General features: G+C 54.2%; 19 protein-coding genes and 1 tRNA gene. 11 read left to right on the plus strand and 9 right to left on the minus strand.

The genetic code is table 11. The features are described 5' to 3' along the window. The 7 genes from MVO87_RS06530 to MVO87_RS06560 all read left to right on the plus strand — a co-directional run. Positions 1-251 (plus strand): hypothetical protein (locus MVO87_RS06530; RefSeq protein WP_297552630.1); only part of this gene is annotated, 251 nt, incomplete at its 5' end. Continuing rightward, the gene (locus MVO87_RS06535; RefSeq protein ID WP_297515591.1) at positions 238-1,584 is read left to right on the plus strand and encodes a hypothetical protein; all 1,347 of its coding nucleotides are present in this window, start codon (positions 238-240) and stop codon (positions 1,582-1,584) included. The genes MVO87_RS06530 and MVO87_RS06535, both read left to right, overlap by 14 nt. 35 nt (positions 1,585-1,619) lie before the next feature. Then, on the plus strand, positions 1,620-3,104 hold the full coding sequence (gene glpK, locus MVO87_RS06540; RefSeq protein WP_297552632.1) for a glycerol kinase GlpK: 1,485 nt from the start codon (positions 1,620-1,622) through the stop codon (positions 3,102-3,104). 208 nt (positions 3,105-3,312) lie between these two features. After that, positions 3,313-3,843: a hypothetical protein gene (locus MVO87_RS06545; RefSeq protein ID WP_297552634.1), complete on the plus strand. Its 531-nt coding sequence runs from the start codon at positions 3,313-3,315 to the stop codon at positions 3,841-3,843. 153 nt (positions 3,844-3,996) lie between these two features. Continuing rightward, positions 3,997-5,484 carry an NAD(P)/FAD-dependent oxidoreductase gene (locus MVO87_RS06550; RefSeq protein ID WP_297552635.1) on the plus strand — a complete coding sequence of 496 codons (1,488 nt, stop codon included), beginning with the start codon at positions 3,997-3,999 and terminating at the stop codon, positions 5,482-5,484. Then, the gene (locus MVO87_RS06555) at positions 5,484-6,740 is read left to right on the plus strand and encodes an NAD(P)/FAD-dependent oxidoreductase (protein ID WP_297552637.1); all 1,257 of its coding nucleotides are present in this window, start codon (positions 5,484-5,486) and stop codon (positions 6,738-6,740) included. The genes MVO87_RS06550 and MVO87_RS06555 overlap by 1 nt, the downstream gene beginning before the upstream one ends. After that, positions 6,737-7,081 carry a DUF1667 domain-containing protein gene (locus MVO87_RS06560; RefSeq protein ID WP_297552639.1) on the plus strand — a complete coding sequence of 115 codons (345 nt, stop codon included), beginning with the start codon at positions 6,737-6,739 and terminating at the stop codon, positions 7,079-7,081. Before MVO87_RS06555 ends, MVO87_RS06560 begins: the two co-directional genes overlap by 4 nt. On the opposite strand, the gene MVO87_RS06565 is transcribed toward MVO87_RS06560, so the two are convergent. From MVO87_RS06565 to MVO87_RS06585, 5 genes are all read right to left on the minus strand, one after another. Then, entirely contained in the window at positions 7,078-7,869 is a 792-nt protein-coding gene (locus tag MVO87_RS06565) for a hypothetical protein (protein WP_297512291.1), read from the minus strand. The two genes, MVO87_RS06560 and MVO87_RS06565, sit on opposite strands and share 4 nt — an antisense overlap. A 243-nt stretch (positions 7,870-8,112) precedes the next feature. After that, a complete protein-coding gene (locus MVO87_RS06570; protein ID WP_297512288.1) occupies positions 8,113-8,346 on the minus strand; it encodes a hypothetical protein in 234 nt (77 codons plus the stop codon). Between the two features lie 155 nt (positions 8,347-8,501). Continuing rightward, positions 8,502-8,717: a hypothetical protein gene (locus MVO87_RS06575; protein WP_297512285.1), complete on the minus strand. Its 216-nt coding sequence runs from the start codon at positions 8,715-8,717 to the stop codon at positions 8,502-8,504. Continuing rightward, complete coding sequence (locus tag MVO87_RS06580; RefSeq protein ID WP_297552668.1) at positions 8,708-9,412, minus strand: PrsW family intramembrane metalloprotease; 705 nt, start codon at positions 9,410-9,412, stop codon at positions 8,708-8,710. The genes MVO87_RS06575 and MVO87_RS06580 overlap by 10 nt, the downstream gene beginning before the upstream one ends. A gap of 45 nt (positions 9,413-9,457) precedes the next feature. Next, the gene (locus MVO87_RS06585) at positions 9,458-10,135 is read right to left on the minus strand and encodes a metallophosphoesterase (RefSeq protein ID WP_297552640.1); all 678 of its coding nucleotides are present in this window, start codon (positions 10,133-10,135) and stop codon (positions 9,458-9,460) included. A 91-nt stretch (positions 10,136-10,226) separates the two neighbouring features. On the opposite strand from MVO87_RS06585, the gene MVO87_RS06590 reads away from it, so the two are divergent. Continuing rightward, positions 10,227-10,505: a hypothetical protein gene (locus tag MVO87_RS06590; RefSeq protein ID WP_042688742.1), complete on the plus strand. Its 279-nt coding sequence runs from the start codon at positions 10,227-10,229 to the stop codon at positions 10,503-10,505. On the opposite strand, the gene MVO87_RS06595 is transcribed toward MVO87_RS06590, so the two are convergent. Next, on the minus strand, positions 10,492-11,073 hold the full coding sequence (locus tag MVO87_RS06595) for a hypothetical protein (RefSeq protein WP_297512491.1): 582 nt from the start codon (positions 11,071-11,073) through the stop codon (positions 10,492-10,494). The genes MVO87_RS06590 and MVO87_RS06595 overlap by 14 nt on opposite strands. A 39-nt stretch (positions 11,074-11,112) precedes the next feature. After that, positions 11,113-11,793 (minus strand): HAD family hydrolase, encoded by a 681-nt coding sequence (locus tag MVO87_RS06600; RefSeq protein ID WP_297552642.1) that lies wholly within the window; start codon positions 11,791-11,793, stop codon positions 11,113-11,115. 176 nt (positions 11,794-11,969) lie between these two features. Here MVO87_RS06600 and MVO87_RS06605 point away from each other — a divergent pair, with 176 nt between their 5' ends. The 3 genes from MVO87_RS06605 (at position 11,970) to gcvPB (ending at position 16,205) form a co-directional block, all read left to right on the plus strand. Continuing rightward, on the plus strand, positions 11,970-13,265 hold the full coding sequence (locus MVO87_RS06605) for a phospholipase C (RefSeq protein ID WP_297552644.1): 1,296 nt from the start codon (positions 11,970-11,972) through the stop codon (positions 13,263-13,265). A gap of 84 nt (positions 13,266-13,349) precedes the next feature. Continuing rightward, positions 13,350-14,696, plus strand: coding sequence for an aminomethyl-transferring glycine dehydrogenase subunit GcvPA (gene gcvPA, locus MVO87_RS06610; RefSeq protein ID WP_297552670.1), 1,347 nt, complete (start codon positions 13,350-13,352; stop codon positions 14,694-14,696). Further along, positions 14,697-16,205 (plus strand): aminomethyl-transferring glycine dehydrogenase subunit GcvPB, encoded by a 1,509-nt coding sequence (gene gcvPB, locus MVO87_RS06615; protein ID WP_297512659.1) that lies wholly within the window; start codon positions 14,697-14,699, stop codon positions 16,203-16,205. Between the two features lie 388 nt (positions 16,206-16,593). Here gcvPB and MVO87_RS06620 read toward each other — a convergent pair. After that, positions 16,594-16,670: transfer RNA gene (locus tag MVO87_RS06620), tRNA-Thr, on the minus strand. A 31-nt stretch (positions 16,671-16,701) separates the two neighbouring features. Beyond that, entirely contained in the window at positions 16,702-17,295 is a 594-nt protein-coding gene (locus MVO87_RS06625; RefSeq protein WP_297512679.1) for an RNA ligase partner protein, read from the minus strand. Positions 17,296-17,335: the final 40 nt, after the last annotated feature.

Here is a 17,335-nt window from a genome sequence, read left to right on the forward strand (position 1 = left end):
CGCTTGAAAAATACTTGCCGTATCTAACCCCGGACGAGAGAAAAGCCGTCGAGGATTACATGGCCGGCCTAAACGAGACACTTCACCAAACCAAAGGGCAGGAGAACCTGTGCATAGCAGTTTTTGCTACTAACCCCGAGGCGATAATTCCGGACTATGGGGGCCACTCCGAGTTCCTAGCCAAATTCGCCCTTGTTGCCGTGTTTGTGGGACTCGCACTGGGGAGGTGCCGGGACAATGAAACACGATAAGACCATCTTCATTTGCATCATTGTCCTTCTGTTCATGGTGCTCGCGACCATTATTCCCGCCGAGAGATACTCCGGCCCCGGCGACCGTTTCATTCTCACCAACGGAGAGTTCAACGAAATCCTTCACTCATTCAACGCTACGAACCTCTGGAACTGCAACCCCAGAGCCATGATGGCCGTCGAATGCAGGGTCTACACCGATGGTGAGCTTAACGAGACGTTATCATTCTTCGAGAGCCTCCCACACGACACCATCGTTCTATATGCGGGAGAAGGGGGTTCATTTAACGTCCTACTCACCAATGAGACCGCCTTTAGGGAACCGCTTCCCCGAAATTGCGTTATCGTAGGCCGCAAGGAAGCCGGTGTCGTCTTCAGCAAAACGGAGCGGGAGAAACTGCGGAGGAAGCTTCAGGCGTTCAAAGAGCTTGAGAGCGTCCTCCAGAACCCAGAGGAAAGGGTGTTTATCCACAATAGGACTGTTGAACTCACCGCCGACCTTGAGTACGCCCTCGGCCTGCGGAGCAAGGGCAGACCCTGCAACATCACCCTCGTCACCGTCAATATAGACTACCCAAAGCCCGAAAGCAACGTTCCGTTCATGGCCCTCCTCTGGACAGGGGCTGGAGTTTCATCCATTGCGGGAGTTATTTTGAGCAGGGATAAGGATAAGAAGCTCGTCTTTGGAGCCCTCCTAGTTCTCTCACTAATTTTTGTTGGGACGTATCTGCACGACTCGTGGGTTCAATGGAATTCTGAGAGGGCAGTTCCAATCATTGAAGCACTCAATGAGAGCAACGCCACCTTTAAGGACGCGAGTAACTTTGCCGTTCTCTACGTCACACTCGACGGCCCTGAAAAGGCAAGAGAACTCGTGGAACTTCTCAACGAGTTCAACGTTAGGGTCCGGGTCACCTGGAACGGGCCCAGAACCCTCAGGCTCGACGGAATACTGTCCCTTGGGAAGCTGGAGACGTTTAAAAACGCCTCTCGAGGAGTGGGCTCTGTATTTATCCACAACAACAGCCCCACTTATGAGGAGTTCATAAGGAAATACGAGCTTGAGAACAAAATAATCGAGGAGCACCTAAACGAGGTATCCCCGAAAAGCAGGGAAGTGCTAAGGGAGGTCATTAGAGAAAACCAGCAGACCATTAAAAACCTAAGAATGGCCATGTATAACCGAGTCCAGCTGATAATCTTGGTTTCGCTTCCATATACTGCCTCGCCGGAGGCCTATCACGACCTCTCTTCAAAGCTGATGTTCGTTGGGGTTTTTCTTGGCCTCGGTTGCATCCTTACCAGCGTCACGGAAGATAAGCGAAACCGTTAATACCCCCAGTGCAGAGGTTCAATCTCGGTGGTCATATGGAGCGCTACGTCCTATCACTGGATGAGGGAACTACCTCAGCCAGGGCTATAATCTTCGACAGAGAGAGCAACATCATCGGACTGGGCCAGTACGAGTTCCCCCAGCACTATCCCAAGCCCGGCTGGGTGGAGCACAACCCGGAGGAAATCTGGGACGCTCAGTTCAGGGCCATCAAAACTGCCCTTGAGAGAGCGAAGGTGGAGCCGGACCAGATAGCAGCGATAGGCGTTACAAATCAGAGAGAAACTACGATAGTCTTTGACCGCGACGGAAAACCGCTCTACAATGCGATAGTCTGGCAGTGCAGGAGAACGGCCGAGATGGTGGAGGAGATAAAGCGCGAATACGGGAACGTGATAAAGGAAAAGACGGGCCTCGTTCCCGACGCGTACTTCTCCGCGAGCAAGCTCAAGTGGCTCCTCGACAACGTTCCCGGTCTGAGGGAGAAGGCGGAGAAGGGCGAAGTCCTCTTCGGAACCGTCGATACTTTCCTAATCTACCGCCTCACGGGTGAGCACGTTACAGATTACTCCAACGCCTCAAGGACAATGCTCTTCAACATAAAGAAGCTCGACTGGGACGACGAGTTGCTCGAAATCTTCGGGATTCCCGAGGGGATTTTGCCAGAGGTGAGAGAATCGAGCGAGGTCTACGGCTACACGAAGAAGGAGCTTTTGGGTGCTGAGATTCCCGTGAGCGGTGACGCCGGTGACCAGCAGGCGGCGCTGTTCGGACAGGCAGGCTTCGAGACTGGAATGGTAAAGGCCACCTACGGAACGGGGAGCTTCATCTTAGCCAACACCGGAAAGACCGTCCGCTACTCCGACAATTTGCTCACGACGATAGCATGGGGACTCAACGGAAAGGTCACCTACGCCCTTGAGGGAAGCATTTTCGTAACGGGTGCAGCGGTTCAGTGGCTCCGCGACGGGATAAAGATTATCAAAAAAGCTTCCGAGACCGAGGAACTCGCGACCAAGCTGGAGAGCAACGAAGGAGTCTACTTCGTCCCGGCCTTCGTCGGCCTCGGCGCACCTTACTGGGATCAGTTCGCGAGGGGACTGATAATCGGCATAACGCGCGGAACGGGAAGGGAGCACCTCGCGAGGGCAACTCTGGAGGCGATAGCATACCTAACGCGCGACGTCATAGAGGAGATGGAGAAGCTCGTCGGGATAAAGGAGCTCCGCGTTGACGGCGGGGCAACTGCGAACGACTTCCTGATGCAGTTCCAGGCGGACATACTGAACAGGCGCGTTGTCAGGCCCGTCGTCAAGGAAACCACCGCGCTCGGCGCTGCCTATCTGGCGGGACTGGCCGTCGATTACTGGGAGAGCCTTGAAGAGATAGAGAGCCTCTGGAAGGCGGAGAAGGTGTTCGAGCCAGGTATGGACGAGGGAACGAGAAGAAAGCTCTACCACGGATGGAAGGAGGCGGTAAAGAGGGCCATGGGCTGGGCGAAGGTCGTGGGGAGTCCCTGATTACCATCCATACCACTAAATTTTTATACCCCGCTTTAGTATAGAACCGGGGGGAGTTATGAGAAAAGAACTCGCAATTTTTGTTGTGCTCCTAATGATTTTCGTGCTTGGGCATGTTTTCTTGGACGATGATAGCACACACGAACTATACGAAGGGAGCCGTTCCCCAGCTACACAAACCACTCCAAATGCGCCCTCCGTTAACCAGGTGCTCATCAAGCTTGGCTCTTACACCTCCATCTGCTGGGAGGTGAACGGAACCTCGCTTTCGGTGCTCGGAATTCAGGCAAAGCGAATCAGGGGCTGTCTTAACCATTCGAACGGCTCCGCGGTTTACTGGATTGAGGACGTTAACGGGAGGAGATTTCCGTACAGGGTAAACTCCACGATGGATGAGATTGAGTGGTCAATTGTTACCCATACAGTCTGGCCAGAGCTGAACATCGTGAACTTCCTCTGGTGGGTTCTGGAAAACGGAAACGTTACGAGCGTCGAAAGAATCGGGAATCACTACGAGTTGCACGCATCCCTCGAGTACGAGGAGGAGTCCAACGCTGGAACCATTGAAGACCCATACTTCGTGAGAATCTCTGAGAGGTGGAACGTTACGCTCATCCTCGATGAAAACGGGGAACCCGTTGGAGGCCATTTCGTCGGGAGGGCTCGGGGTAATTCAAACGTCGTCGGCGCCAACTGGTTCAGGGAAGGGAACTTTACCATCCTCGGCGAATGGAAATGAATGAACACTTCCGTCCATTCAAATCCTGTCCTGCCCTGTCCTTTTTTCTAATGCCCCAAAGGGTTCTTTCATCGCTTTTTTCGCCAAACTAAAGGTTAAGGAAAGCTTTAAAACACCCGACATCGTTTCTGGAGTCAGATTGAGGTGAAGATTATGAAGACGAAAGTTGCCATAATAGGGGCTGGAATCAGCGGGGCGAGCATAGCGAGGGTTCTCAGCAGGTACGAGAACCTCGAAGTCCACCTGATAGAGAAGGCCCCAGACGTGGGCTGGGGGGTGAGCAAGGCCAACACAGCTCTGATTCACGGTGGCTACGACGACGACCCCGAGAAGTATCCCACGAGGGCGAAGCTGTGCATAAGGGGAAACAGACTCTGGCACCAGTGGGTCAAGGAGCTTGAGATTCCGCACGTCTGGAACGGGGCCCTGATAGTCGCAACGAAGGATGAGGACTTTGACGAGCTCGAGAGGCTTTTGGAGCGCGGAAGGAAGAACGGCGTCCCCGAGATGAGAATCGTTGATAGGGATGAGCTCTTCCACCTTGAGCCAAACCTCACGAGGGAAGCGATTGGAGCGCTGTGGGTTCCAATAGTGGGCCAGATTGGGCCGATTCCAGCCGTTATTGCGATAACCGAGAACGCCGTTGCGAACGGTGTGAAGACGCACCTCGAGACGGAGGTTACTGGCATAAAAGTCGAGAACGGCGAGGTTAAGGGTGTTGAGACGAAGGACGGCTTCATCGAGGCGGACATCGTTATCAATGCAGCGGGTCTTTACGCGGACAGAATAGCGAGAATGGCAGGCATAGACTACTTCGAAATCCACCCGAGGAAAGGTGAGTACTGGATTTTTGACGACGACGTTCCCGGGCCGAAGCGCGTCCTCTTTCCGACGCCGACGCCGATAAGCAAGGGAATAGTCGTGACCACCGAGATTTCAGGACATCTGATGATAGGGCCGAACGCCCAGGATTTACCGCCCGAGGAGAAGGAGAACCTCGCCACCACAAGGGAGGGCCTTGAGCAGGTCTGGGAGGGGGCCAAGAAGCTCTGGCCACAACTCCCGCCAAGGAACAAAGTAATCAGGACTTTTGCAGGTCTAAGGCCCGAGCCGACGGGAGGAGACTTCATAATCAAAGCCGAGGAAGAGGTCTGGGGCTTCATCAACGTCGCTGGAATACGCTCACCCGGCCTGACGAGCGCCCCTGCGATAGCCTATGAGGTAGCGGAGATTATAAAGCGCGACCTTGGAATCGAGCTGAAGGAAAAGGAGAAGTGGAACCCCTACAGGAAGGAAATCAGCCACTTCTTCACCATGACGCCCGAGCAGGTGAACGAGGCTATCAAGAAGAACCCAGCTTACGGAAAGATAGTGTGCCGCTGTAACAACGTCAGCGAGGGCGACATCCTTGAGGCCATAGAGAGGATGAAGTTCATAGGTGTTAAAACACCGAGCGTTGATTCCGTCAAGTTCAGGACTAAAGCCACAACTGGAACCTGCCAGGGAAGCTTCTGCAGGCCGAAGATTGTCCAGCTTCTTGCCAGGGAATACGGAGTAGAGCCCTGGAAAGTTACGCTAAAGGGTAAGGGAAGCGAGATTGGAATAGGAGACGTCAAGGTTCTCCTCAGGGGGGATGCCTGATGTTCCCGAGGATTCCAATGCTGAGCTACGACGTCGTTGTCATCGGTGGCGGTCCGGCCGGAATGGCGGCCGCGATTAGAGCCAAAGAACTCGGGCTAAAGGTTTTGCTCCTCGACGAGAACGACTACCTTGGAGGAATACTCCCCCAGTGCATTCACCCCGGCTTCGGCCTGCACTATTACAGGGAAGAGCTGACAGGACCCGAGTTTGCTTCACGCCTCGCGAAGAGGCTGGTCGAGCTTGGCGTGGAGTACAGAACGGCCGCGAGGGTTCTCGAGATTAAAAACTACTCCGACCTCGAGAAGGTTGTAATCTTCACATCGCCGGGCGGGGCCTATCAGGTCTGGGCGAAGGCGGTAATCTACGCCGCGGGAGCGAGGGAGAGGCACGCCTTCGAGATAGGAATCGTCGGTGACAGGGTTTCGGGAATCTACACGGCCGGAGAGGCCCAAACGCTGATGGACCTCTATGGCATAATGCCAGGTAAGGAGATAGTCATCGTGGGTTCGGGCGACGTTGGGCTGATAATGGCGCGCCGGTTCGCCCTTGAAGGCGCGAAGGTCAAGGCCGTTGTCGAGCTGATGCCCTATCCCGGGGGACTGGCGAGAAACGTGATGATTCTCAGGGACTTCAATATTCCTCTCTACCTGAGCCACAAGGTCGTGGAAGTCCGCGGAAAGGGCCGCGTTGAGCGGGTAAAGGTTGTCAAAGTCGACGAAAACCTCAACGAAATTCCCGGAAGCGAGTTCTGGATTGAGGCGGATACGTTGATAATATCTGCAGGTCTCGTCCCGAGCGTTAAAAAATTGAAGAAGATAGGGGTTGAGATTGACCCCGCAACGGGCGGACCGGTCGTGAACGACAGGCTGGAAACCAGCGTCCCGGGGATATTCGTTGCCGGGAACTCGCTCCTGATAAACGACCTCGTTGACTACGTCGCAGAGCAGGGTGAATTAGCGGCGGAGGGGACCAAGGAGTTCATCGAGAACGGGGGAATCGAGAGCAGGAAGTGGGTTAAGGTAGAGAAGGGTGAAAACGTCCGCCTGATTGCGCCCCACTACCTCAGTGGAGATAGGGACGTCTACCTCTACCTGCGCGTGTCTAAGCCGATGGAGGACGTCGAGCTCAGGATTCCAGAAATCGACAAGGGGATGAAGCTCCCCGTGGTCAAGCCGGCCGAGATGCTGAGGATAAAACTGAAGGCAGAGGAAATCAGAAAGGCCGAGAAGCTCACCGTGGAGGTGGTGAAGGCATGATATACCGCTTCACATGCATCGTCTGCCCCCTTGGCTGTTCAATCGAGGTCGAGGTGGAAAACGGAAAGGTCAAGGAAGTCAAGGGGTGCAGGTGTCCTCGCGGTAAGGAGTGGGCAGTTCAGGAGGTCACCAACCCAAAGAGGGTCGTGATGAGCGTCGTGCCGGTTGAAGGAGGAGCCCTGCCCACAGTGAGCGTCAAGACGGCCGAGCCGGTGCCGAAGGAGAAGATACCCGAGCTTATGAAGTTTCTGGCGAAGCTCAGGCTCAAAGCCCCGGTGAAGGTCGGAGAAACTGTTGCGGAGTGGAAGGGGATAAAAATAGTGGCGACGAGAGGGGCTTAGTCCCAGAGTCCATCAAAACGTGGGGCGTTTTCCACCCCCTTCGGCTTTTCTATTACCACGGGCTCGTTAATCTTGTTAAGAGCCTCGCTGTCGTGAACTATCACGTGGACTGGAATCGTATCGTTGGTGAGTGAGTGGGGGATATTGAGGGTGAGGTCAAAGTACGTCTCAATGTAGTATGGGGTGCCATCCCTCTTGAGCTTCACGAGAACCCAGCCATCATGGGTCTCAACGGTGCCGTTTATCTCGAAGAGTCTGTCCAAGGCATAGGTTCTCCCCGTGGCGTTGGCGAACTGCTCGAAGGTAACGTTGAGCTTGAACTGGTAACCACCATCAACGGGCATTATGCTCACGTTGGTCGAGTTGAGGATTGCCCGTATCGCATCGAGGTTGTAAGAGCCGGCGCCGGTTTCCTGGTTATCGGTGGCGTTGTACCACTTACCGTCAACTTTGAGGTAGGTATCGTTGCCCTCAATATAAAGGGGCCAATTGAACGTTATGTTGAGGCCGTTGTAGTAGACCCAACCGGTATAGTTGCCAAGGGCCCTCTTCTTCATGCGGTCCATCATGGCTTTTATCCTGAAATGCATGGTCATATTGACGGTGGTATTGTCGTCAGGTATCGTGAAGTCCATGGCCATCGTGAAGTTCTCATCATAATGGGCCGTTTTTATGTTCTTTATGGCCTTAATGACCTTCTCCTCGGTTAGGCCGGTGCTCTTACCAACGCATCCGGCGGCGAGGACAACAATCGCAACGAGGAACAGCGAGAGGGCAACCTTCCTCATCACTACTACCTCCGCTCGTTTTCAAGTAGGGGAGGAGAATCGAGTTTAAATACTTTTCGATTAAGGAAAAATTGAAAACTATATTGGATAAAACACCCTCATTGTAAGTGGTTACAACTAGAGGAATATCGTTCTTGAGAGAGAAGAAAGAGGTTAACACCACTCCCCGAGGACCATAAAGTTTCCCGTCAACAGGCCCTCACTTCCCCCAGCAGAGATGTAAGTTCTCCGCTCGAAAACACCTCAAAGAAGTCTCCTATTGGAATCCACACTAAGAACAAGCCTCATGCTGAGCTTGGTGGTTATAATATAGGGGTTTTCAAGCGGACCGGCGTTCACGGTCTCCGTCCTGTTGAGCTGTAACGTTAAGTGATAAATCTCATCTGAACGGGTGATGTTTACAAGCTTTCCGTTCTGGGCGACGTATCTGATGAAGTTCAAAACGTTCCACTCAATCCACGCACTGTTGAAGGCCAAATCTCTGAGAAAAGTATCGTTGGTTTCAGGGTTCAAAACAACAGCATACTCCCTTCCATCCCTGATTATCCTCCAGAACGCGCTGGAGTTCTAAAGGATGTAAGAAGTGTAAGGAGAAAAACAACAAAAATCGCCAGGAGAACGCGTTTCATCAGTTATACTTCGAATTTCTGGAGGAAAATCCTCAAATCCGTTTTGAAGGGCTCCTCGGCGCGCTGGAGCTCCTCGTTCAGAAGCTGGAGGAAGTTCTCCTCGTCGGTCGCCTCCTCCCAGAGCCTTCTAACGAGGTTCTCCAGCCTGTCCCAGTACTCCACGTAGGGGCGGGCTTCAAAGAGGGCCCGTTCAAGCTTTTCGTCGTTTTTCACCGCCATCCCCTCCTGAAGAGGTAATACCAGAACCTCTGCCTGTCTTCTTCTTCTCCCAGGATGAGGAAGTAGCGGAGGATGGAGAGGTTAACGAGGAGGAGGAATATCAGCATTATGTTATAGGCCGGAACAGTCGCGCTCAAGAAGGCGAAGTAGTCCCAGGTGAAGTGAAGGAATATCGCAAGGGCGTAGAAGTTGCCCAGGATTACGGGTCGGCCCTCCGCCCTTAGGCCGTAGCCCACCCCTATTATAGCGGTCCACGTTGCGTGGGCGATTGGCGTCAGGAATGCCCTCGTCAGCGTCACCGCGACGCCCCAGCCGAGGCCGTAGAGGAAGTTTTCGGTGGCGGCGAAGCCGAGACCCGCGGCGACTCCGTAGACGAGGCCGTCCATTATACCGTCCATCTGGCCGGCCTTATAGGGAAACCTGACCGCGAGGGCCTTGGCCGGCTCCTCAACGAGACCAGCAACAAGCGCAACGTAAAAGGCCGTCGTTGGGAGAATGGGCTGTATAAGACCTCCAACGGTCAGAACACTCTCTAGGATGTAAGATATGCCAACCGAGAGCGTCGCACCGAGGAGGAACGTCGCTATAACGTAGCGCTTTGGTTCTGGCTCGTACTTGTCCTTGTGATAGAAGTACCAGAGTATCGCGAGTGCAGGAGCGTAGGCGAAGAACAAAAGCGTTGTCAGCACGTCCATCGCTATCACCTATGAGGGTAATCTTTGAGGGGTTTAAATCTTTCGTTATAACCGTGAGAGAACTTCCCGAAGCTGGGACAGCTTCCCGAAGTCTAGGAGTTCATTATCGAGGGGCACCAAAACCCTAAAGTCCTCCGGGTAGAACCGCAGAAATGGCGAAACAATTTCTCTGAGAACGTCGTTGCCGTAGGCCCAGGGGCTGAACGCGGGCAGGACGATGAGCTTCTCGCCGAGGAGAAAGGCCGGGACCTTAACGATGGCCCCAACCTCGTCCCTGAGCCTTATCGCCGGGTGCTCGTGGCCGATTATGAAGCGCTCACCTTCAACGACCCTGTGACCGTGAACGAGCTTCCACCTTCCGAGCTTAAGTTCATCAACGACCTCAACGCCGAGCTCTCGGAGCCAGAGAGTTCCAACGTCGTGGTTCCCTCTGACGAGGACTATCTCTTCAACGAGCGGACCAATCTCTTCGAAAAACGCCTTGAGCTCCGCCCTCTCACGCCACTCCGGGATGAAGGAGTGCTTCAGGTCGCCGTTTATGATGAGCCTCTTCGGCCTTTCGCGCTTTATCAGGCCCTTTAAATCCCCCACGACCTCATGGAAAACCCTGGGGAGGTAGAACCCCTCCCTGGCCATCGCTATCTCGTATCCGAGGTGCAGGTCGGATATGATGAGGTTTCTTCCCAGGAGCAGTGCCTTCTCAGGGAGGGGCTTCGGTTCCATGGTTGTGGGTTCGTTTAAATGCTTTTAAACTTTGTTAGGGAAACCGAAAAGGTTTTAAGTCCGTCCGCCGAGGTAACAATGGTGAGTAAAAATGGCCTATATTGGGTTTGCGAGGAGTCCTCATGGGCCCGCGAGGACATACGAACTTATTCTTGAGGAGCTAAGGAAAAGGGGATTCCGCGTTGATTTCTCAAAGCACCACTGGATGGGGGATGTTCCATTCGGGCTCGTCATCGCGGAAACGGATAACGGGAAAATAGCGGTCAGGTGGAACCTTGGGCGGGAATTCAGCCTCAAAATCGAAGAGGTAAGCGACGAGGACTGGGATGAGTTTGTGGAGGACACCCTGGAGTACCTCAGCGGCGATTGATGTAGTGGATTCCGGTTTCATTCACCATTTCTTTGACTGTCTCAAGGCCCAGGAGCATGTAGTTTTTGTCCATAGGCGGCGCTATGTAACCGATGTAAGAACCATTCACGAACTTCCAGCTCCCTATTTCCTGGAAGTAAACCTCGTTGCCGTTTGAGGAGCTCTTGCTCGTCCAAACTACTATTGAGAGGGTTTCAAGTTTTTGAGTGAAGTTAACTGCAAGGTAGCCGTAGCCAAGGTTCCCCTCGCATTCGGTATCGTTCGTTTCAAAGCCAAGGGCTTTCAACGTTCCAGCATCAATTTCATAAACGGTGAGCACTCCAGTTGGTGTAAAGTTGTAAACGTACGCGACGGAGCAGTCATCGAGGAGCCTGTCCCCAATGGTGAACTGCCACTTTCCTTCTGGAGGTGAAGGGCCGAGGTAAATCGCCGTAACGTTAGGGGGTGCAGGGGTTATACCACCCATGAGGTCCTTCCACCAAGGGCCTATGGAGAGGACTAGTATCGCAACAAACGCGACCAGTGATAGTATCACTACCCTGCTCTTGAAGGGGCTCTTCATGGGCATCCTCCAAAGGTAGTTGGAGAACATCCTAGAAATAGTTTATCATTCTAGATGTTTTCTCTTTTGGACGTTCTCAATCACATCGAACAGGCTCCACAGATCCCTTATGACGTGAAGGTGCGGAATTAGGGCAAGCTTCTCTCGGTTCTTCTCAACGAAGCGAGCGGTAAACGGGAAGTAGTACCACACGAACTCCGTGTTCTCGTCGCCCCTGCCAATGAAGCGCCAGGGCTTGTCGTCCACCCAGATGAAGGTCTCGTTCCCGTACTTCTCGCGGACGAGCTGAAAGGCCTCGTCGAGCGTCATCTTCCTGCCAAAGACGATAACGTCGTCGAAGAGGTCATAGAGGCCGGCCATCTTCAGCCGTTTGACCTTCATGCCGTCTATGAAGTCCTCTGCCGAGAAGGATATGACCGTGTGCCCCTCTTCCCTAAGTCGCTTTAGGAACTCAGGGGCATCGTCTATGGGCCGACTAAGCTTCGCCCTCTCGATGAACCACGTCTCGAAGAACTTTGTCCGGAGGAAGAACGGCGGTTTGTGGGTCTTTTTATGGCCCCCGAGGCTCGGCCTCTCGAACTGGAGCTCAATTTTGGTCAACAGCTTCGCCCACAGCCCCTTTCCAGGGAGCCAGCGGTAGCGCTTCTCAAGTGCCCGCTTAAAGGCCTCCTCTATGCAGGAGTAGCTGTCCACGAGCGTTCCGTCGAAGTCGAAGCCGATTATCATTGACGACCCCTTAACTGGGGAGGATGATGGACATTTAAGCGTTGTCCCGGGTGACTTTTTCCATGTCGGATGATACGGCATGACCTGGAGGGCTCCAAAAACTATAACCCTAATAACTCGAAAAAGTTTTAACCACGCGTCACCTCACAAGCCTCGCATACACTTGGGGTGATAAAATGAAGAGGGCTGGAGCCATAGTTCTCGTCCTTATAGTACTCGGTGGGCTGGGCTTCGTGAGCGCCTGGCCGACGAACGGACCGACCCTCGAAGACCCAATGAACGTCCACCAGAAGCTGACCTACAAGGCCATACAGGCTGTCTACAGGGACAACCCGACCCTCGGCTCGATACTCATGCAGTACCGGGACCAGCTCCTCTACGGAGCATACGACGAGGACTGGCGCGGTGGAAGCATCGAGTTCAAGGGCAAGACCTACACCCTCCAGAGCCAGTACCACTTCCTTGACCCGATGGATCACGCCGAGCTTCTTACAGTCAATCTCTTTGGCGATGCGGACACATCGGCCGCCGACATGGCCCAGAGGCTCTACGAGCAGGCGGTTCAGCTCTGGAAGGAGGGCAAAAGGGAGGAGGCCATGCTATACCTCGGCAGGACGGTTCACATTCTCGAGGACATGAGCATGCTCGTTGCCCACACGACCCCCCACATGTTCGAAGACCTTGAGCAGTTCAAGTACATAGAGAACGCCCACGACTTCGTCGAGAACGAGGTTTCCCCCGCCGTCGCCGACGACATACTCAACGACCGCGTCCCCCTCGACCTCACGCCGATAAAGTGGTGGCAGATTCCTCAGGAGAAGGAGAGGTTCATCATGGGGAAGGACATCTACGTTGCCGACAACGAGAACGGCCACATGAGCCTCGCCAACGGCGTCGCCTGGGCCTACGCCGACCTCATCGCCCACAACTCCTGGCGTTACATGCTCTACTCGACCGGCAAGGACATCAATCTCTGGAGCGAGCGCGGCCACCTCGGAAGCTACTTCTGGACGAAGGAGCTCAAGAAGGGCGACTGGAGCGTCCTCAAGCTTGAGTTCAAGGGAGCCAGCTCAATAACCATCGTCTTCAAGGACATAGACATGCAGAACGCCTACTTCAAGACCCTCGGCTACGTTGAGGTCTACGACAAAAACTGGAACCTAATCGCCCGCTACGCCCAGGACCCGAACCCGCTCAAAGACACCAGAGTCACCGTTCCGGGGGATACAGTCTACATCTACACCCACGTTGATAAGGACGACTGGCTCGACGACGATGTCGACGGCTGGGCGATAAGGAACATCGAGCTCCACGCCAACTTCGACGTGAACGCACCGAGCGGCTTCAAGACCCTCGACGGTAGAGAGTACAGCCTCGTCCAATGGTCCGTCTACGAGACCATGCAGTACGACATAAGGGCCGTCGCCGGGCTCATGGAAAAGTTCTTCGAGGACGTCGGCGTTACCAGCTAATCTCTTCTCTTTTTTTGAGCACAAAGCATATATTCCACCCAGCCAACTTTTAAACGACCGTCTTAACCTTTCGAGGTGATTGCCATGGGAAAGCACTACCTTCCCAACCTCGCTCAGAGGGATGAAATGCTGAAGGAAATCGGCTTCAGCTCAATCGAAGAGCTCTTCTCGGACGTCCCCGAGGGAATGGTGAAGGAGTTCAACCTCCCAGAGGGAAAGAGCGAGTACGAGGTCTTCCTCGAGCTCAACGAGGTCCTTTCGAAGAACAAAACCGTCCTCGAGATGCCGAGCTTCCTCGGCGCTGGAACCTACTTCCATTACGTCCCAGCTCACGTTAAGTACCTCATCGAGAGGAGCGAGTTCCTGACCGCTTACACCCCCTATCAGCCCGAGATAAGCCAAGGTATGCTCCAGGCTCTCTTTGAGTACCAGAGCATGATGGCCGAACTCTACGGCCTGCCGGTCGTCAACTCCTCGATGTACGACTGGGGAACGGCAATAGCTGAGGCCGCTTTGATGAGCGTCAGACTTCACAGGGGCAAAAGGAAGCGCTTCGTGATTCCAAAGGCGATAAGCCCTGAGAAAAAGGCCGTCATCGAGACATACACGCGCGGTGCAAACCTTGAGATAGTCGAGGTTCCCTGGGACGAGAGGGGCCAGCTCGATATCGAGAAGCTCAAGGAATCCGTTGAAAATTCGGCTGGTGTTTACGTCGAGATGGCCAACTTCTTCGGCCTGGTTGAGGAGAACGTTAGAGAGATAGGCGAGATAGCCAAGGAAGCAGGAGCTTACTTCGTCGTTGGGGCCGACCCGACGATGCTCGGAATCTTCGAGGCGCCGGGCGAACTCGGGGCGGACATAGCGGTCGGTGAGGCTTCATACCTCGGCAACCCGATGAACTTCGGCGGGCCGAGGGCAGGAGTTTTCGCGGTCAGGAACGACAAGAAGCTCATCCGCCAGATGCCGGGCAGGATAATCGGAATGACGAGAGATGCTGAAGGAAAGAGGGCCTTTGTCATGACCCTCCAGACGAGGGAACAGCACATAAGACGCGCCAAAGCTACCTCAAACATCTGTTCGAACGAAGCACTCGTTGCCGTTGCTTCCGCCATACATCTGGCCAGTCTCGGGCCGAAGGGCTTGAGGGAGCTCGGCGAGGTCATACTCAAGAACACCGCCTACCTGAAGAAGAGGCTGGGCGAAGTGGCCGAGATTCCCTTCGAGGGCCTCTACTTCAAGGATGTTCCTGCTCGCTTCGAAAAGCCATACAGCGAGATACACGAGGCCCTTCTCGCGAGGGGAATACACGGCGGCTACTACATAGGTAAGCACTTCCCGGAGCTCGGCGAGACCGCGCTCTTCTCGGCAACTGAGACGACGAGGAAGGAATGGGTTGAGGTCCTAATCGAGGCCCTCAAGGAGGTGGCCTGAATGTTCCGCCAGGCTAAGTGGGACGAACCCCTAATCTTCGAGCTTTCCCGCGAGGGACGGGTCGGTTATACGTTGCCGAAGCCGATTGAGGACGTTGATGTCGAAATTCCCGAGAAGCTCAGAAGGAAGAGCAAACTCGGCCTTCCCGAGCTGAGCGAGCCGGAGATAGTGAAGCACTACACCCGCTTGAGCGAGATGAACTATGGAGTAGATTCTGGCATCTATCCCCTCGGCTCGTGCACCATGAAGTACAACCCCAAGATAAACGAGGAGATTGCCGGTCACCCCGGGGTCGCCTACGTCCACCCGTATCAGGACGAGAGAACCGTCCAGGGCGCGCTTAGAATAATGTGGGAGCTGGAGCAGTGGCTCAAGGAGATAACCGGCATGGACCGCTTCACGCTCCAACCAGCTGCCGGGGCAAACGGCGAATTCACCGGCGTTTCCATAATAAGGGCTTACCACCTCGACAACGAGGAACCCCAGAGGGACGAGATGCTGGTGGCCGATTCCGCCCATGGAACGAACCCGGCCAGCGCGGCGATGGCCGGCTTCAAGGTCATCGAGATTCCCTCGACGGAAGAAGGGACGATGGACCTGGAGGCCCTTGAGAACGCGGTCGGCGAGAGGACGGCTGGATTAATGCTCACAAACCCCAACACCCTCGGTATCTTTGAGGACGAGATATTGGAGATAGCGAAGATAGTGCATAAGGCCGGCGGGCTTCTATACTACGATGGGGCGAACCTCAACGCCGTCCTCGGAAAGGTTAGACCAGGCGACATGGGCTTCGACGTTGTTCACCTCAACCTGCACAAGACGTTCTCAACACCGCACGGTGGAGGCGGGCCGGGAAGCGGGCCGGTCGGAGTTAAGGACTTCCTCAAGGACTACCTGCCCGTTCCGCTGGTGAGCTACGACGAGGAGAACGACCGCTACTACCTCGACTACAACGTGCCCAAGAGCATAGGGAAGGTGAAGGAGCTCTACGGCAACTTCGCGGTCATGGTGAGGGCTCTCGTTTACCTCAAGGTCATGGGCAAGGAGGGACTGAAGAACGCGAGCGAGATAGCTGTTCTCAACGCCAACTACCTGACGAGAAAGCTTTTGGGAACGAAGGGCTACGAGTTGCCAGGCAAAAAGCTTAGAAAGCACGAAACCGTCTTTTCAGCCGAACCGATGAAGAAGGAAACTGGCGTGACGGCAATGGACGTGGCGAAGAGACTTCTCGACTTTGGACTGCACGCGCCCACCGTTTACTTCCCGCTGATTGTGCACGAGGCTCTGATGATTGAACCGACAGAAACCGTCAGCAGGGAAGAGATTGACGCATACGTCGAGGCGCTGAAGAGGATAAGCGAGGAAGCCTACAACAACCCCGAGGTCGTTAAGGGCGCTCCCCACAACACAGCAGTTAGGCGCGTGGACGACGTTCTTGCCGCCAAAAAGCCCGTCCTCAGCTGGAGGATGTACCTCGAGCTGAAGGAGAAGGGCGAAGTAGACTACTAACTCCAATTTTTCTATATCATTTTACGGACCCTTAAAAAGAAACCCGGTCTAAAATAACTTTTTAGACCTCCTTGAAATTGCGGTAGAATAAAGAATCACGAACCTTGGTCAAACTTCGCGCTCAGCCTTTGAGAAAGGCTGGCGAAAAGAGCGCCCTTCTCACCAAAGGGCAAAAACAGTCGTGCATTTGCCGAGTGCAAGTTTGGACAGGGTTTAACACCAAACAAGGCTTTTCAAGCAGTTCCAACTTTGTTATTAGCGTCCGAAGGACGCCGTTTAAAGGATGGAACACTCACCAAAGAGCACGTGGATAAGAAACCCACTTGGAAATTAATACTTCAAAAAAGCACTTAATCTTCCGCCAGCGCTTGCGAAGCAAGGGCTGTAATGGAGCCCCGGGCGGGGTTTGAACCCGCGACCTGCCGCTTACCAAGCGGCCGCTCCACCAGGCTGAGCCACCGGGGCGCTGTTGACGTTGATACGATGGAGGGAGCCTTTATAAATTTTTCTCTCCGAGCTTCTCGACGAGACCCCCAAGGACATCCTTGAACGCTGAAGCGTCAATCCACTTGATGCCCATCTTCTGCGCCCACGTCAGGATTCCAACGTCCGCAGAAACTATCGTCGCGTCCAGCTCTTTGGCGAGAAGGATTAACTCAAAGTCCTCCTTGCTGTCAACGATTCCTTCTCGAAGGGCCTTGCGGTAGTTCCTCCGGAGCTTCTGGATTATCTTGTCCACGTTGTCCGTCTCGACGACGCTTTCTCGAACGGCCTTCTCTGCAACTCTAAGCCCCTTGTCAACCCGTCTCCTTATGTCGTCTATGAGCTCGTAAACGACGAAGGCCGGAATCTTGAGGTCGTGCAGGTTGGGGGGCTTCTTGATGATGTAGAGCTCTATCTCCGGCTTCAGTTCCTCGTCAACGAAGTGCATGACCTCACGGTAGATACCAGGTGGCATGTAAAACTCCACCTTCCCGAAGAGCTTCTCGGCGTAGTCTAAGAAGGTCCTCATGGCCTCGGTCGGGTTATCGCCGAAGTCCTTCCGGATTTCGGGGTTGACGAATATGCTCGTGTCGAGGACGAACCTCAGCGTCATCGGCCACCACAAGGTTATTTAGGGTCTGGGCTTT

It is taken from the genome of Thermococcus sp. (assembly GCF_027063845.1).
Classification (GTDB): Archaea; Methanobacteriota_B; Thermococci; order Thermococcales; family Thermococcaceae; genus Thermococcus.

What these genes read in the sequence shown, in the direction of transcription:
- MVO87_RS06585 (WP_297552640.1), bottom strand. Translation starts at nt 10,135, where the DNA reads ATGGAACCGAAGCCCCTCCCTGAGAAGGCACTGCTCCTGGGAAGAAAC.
- MVO87_RS06590 (WP_042688742.1), top strand. Translation starts at nt 10,227, where the DNA reads ATGGCCTATATTGGGTTTGCGAGGAGTCCTCATGGGCCCGCGAGGACA.
- MVO87_RS06580 (WP_297552668.1), bottom strand. Translation starts at nt 9,412, where the DNA reads ATGGACGTGCTGACAACGCTTTTGTTCTTCGCCTACGCTCCTGCACTC.
- MVO87_RS06575 (WP_297512285.1), bottom strand. Translation starts at nt 8,717, where the DNA reads ATGGCGGTGAAAAACGACGAAAAGCTTGAACGGGCCCTCTTTGAAGCC.
- gcvPA (WP_297552670.1), top strand. Translation starts at nt 13,350, where the DNA reads ATGGGAAAGCACTACCTTCCCAACCTCGCTCAGAGGGATGAAATGCTG.
- MVO87_RS06560 (WP_297552639.1), top strand. Translation starts at nt 6,737, where the DNA reads ATGATATACCGCTTCACATGCATCGTCTGCCCCCTTGGCTGTTCAATC.
- gcvPB (WP_297512659.1), top strand. Translation starts at nt 14,697, where the DNA reads ATGTTCCGCCAGGCTAAGTGGGACGAACCCCTAATCTTCGAGCTTTCC.
- MVO87_RS06555 (WP_297552637.1), top strand. Translation starts at nt 5,484, where the DNA reads ATGTTCCCGAGGATTCCAATGCTGAGCTACGACGTCGTTGTCATCGGT.
- MVO87_RS06565 (WP_297512291.1), bottom strand. Translation starts at nt 7,869, where the DNA reads ATGAGGAAGGTTGCCCTCTCGCTGTTCCTCGTTGCGATTGTTGTCCTC.
- glpK (WP_297552632.1), top strand. Translation starts at nt 1,620, where the DNA reads ATGGAGCGCTACGTCCTATCACTGGATGAGGGAACTACCTCAGCCAGG.
- MVO87_RS06550 (WP_297552635.1), top strand. Translation starts at nt 3,997, where the DNA reads ATGAAGACGAAAGTTGCCATAATAGGGGCTGGAATCAGCGGGGCGAGC.
- MVO87_RS06595 (WP_297512491.1), bottom strand. Translation starts at nt 11,073, where the DNA reads ATGCCCATGAAGAGCCCCTTCAAGAGCAGGGTAGTGATACTATCACTG.
- MVO87_RS06600 (WP_297552642.1), bottom strand. Translation starts at nt 11,793, where the DNA reads ATGATAATCGGCTTCGACTTCGACGGAACGCTCGTGGACAGCTACTCC.
- MVO87_RS06605 (WP_297552644.1), top strand. Translation starts at nt 11,970, where the DNA reads ATGAAGAGGGCTGGAGCCATAGTTCTCGTCCTTATAGTACTCGGTGGG.
- MVO87_RS06535 (WP_297515591.1), top strand. Translation starts at nt 238, where the DNA reads ATGAAACACGATAAGACCATCTTCATTTGCATCATTGTCCTTCTGTTC.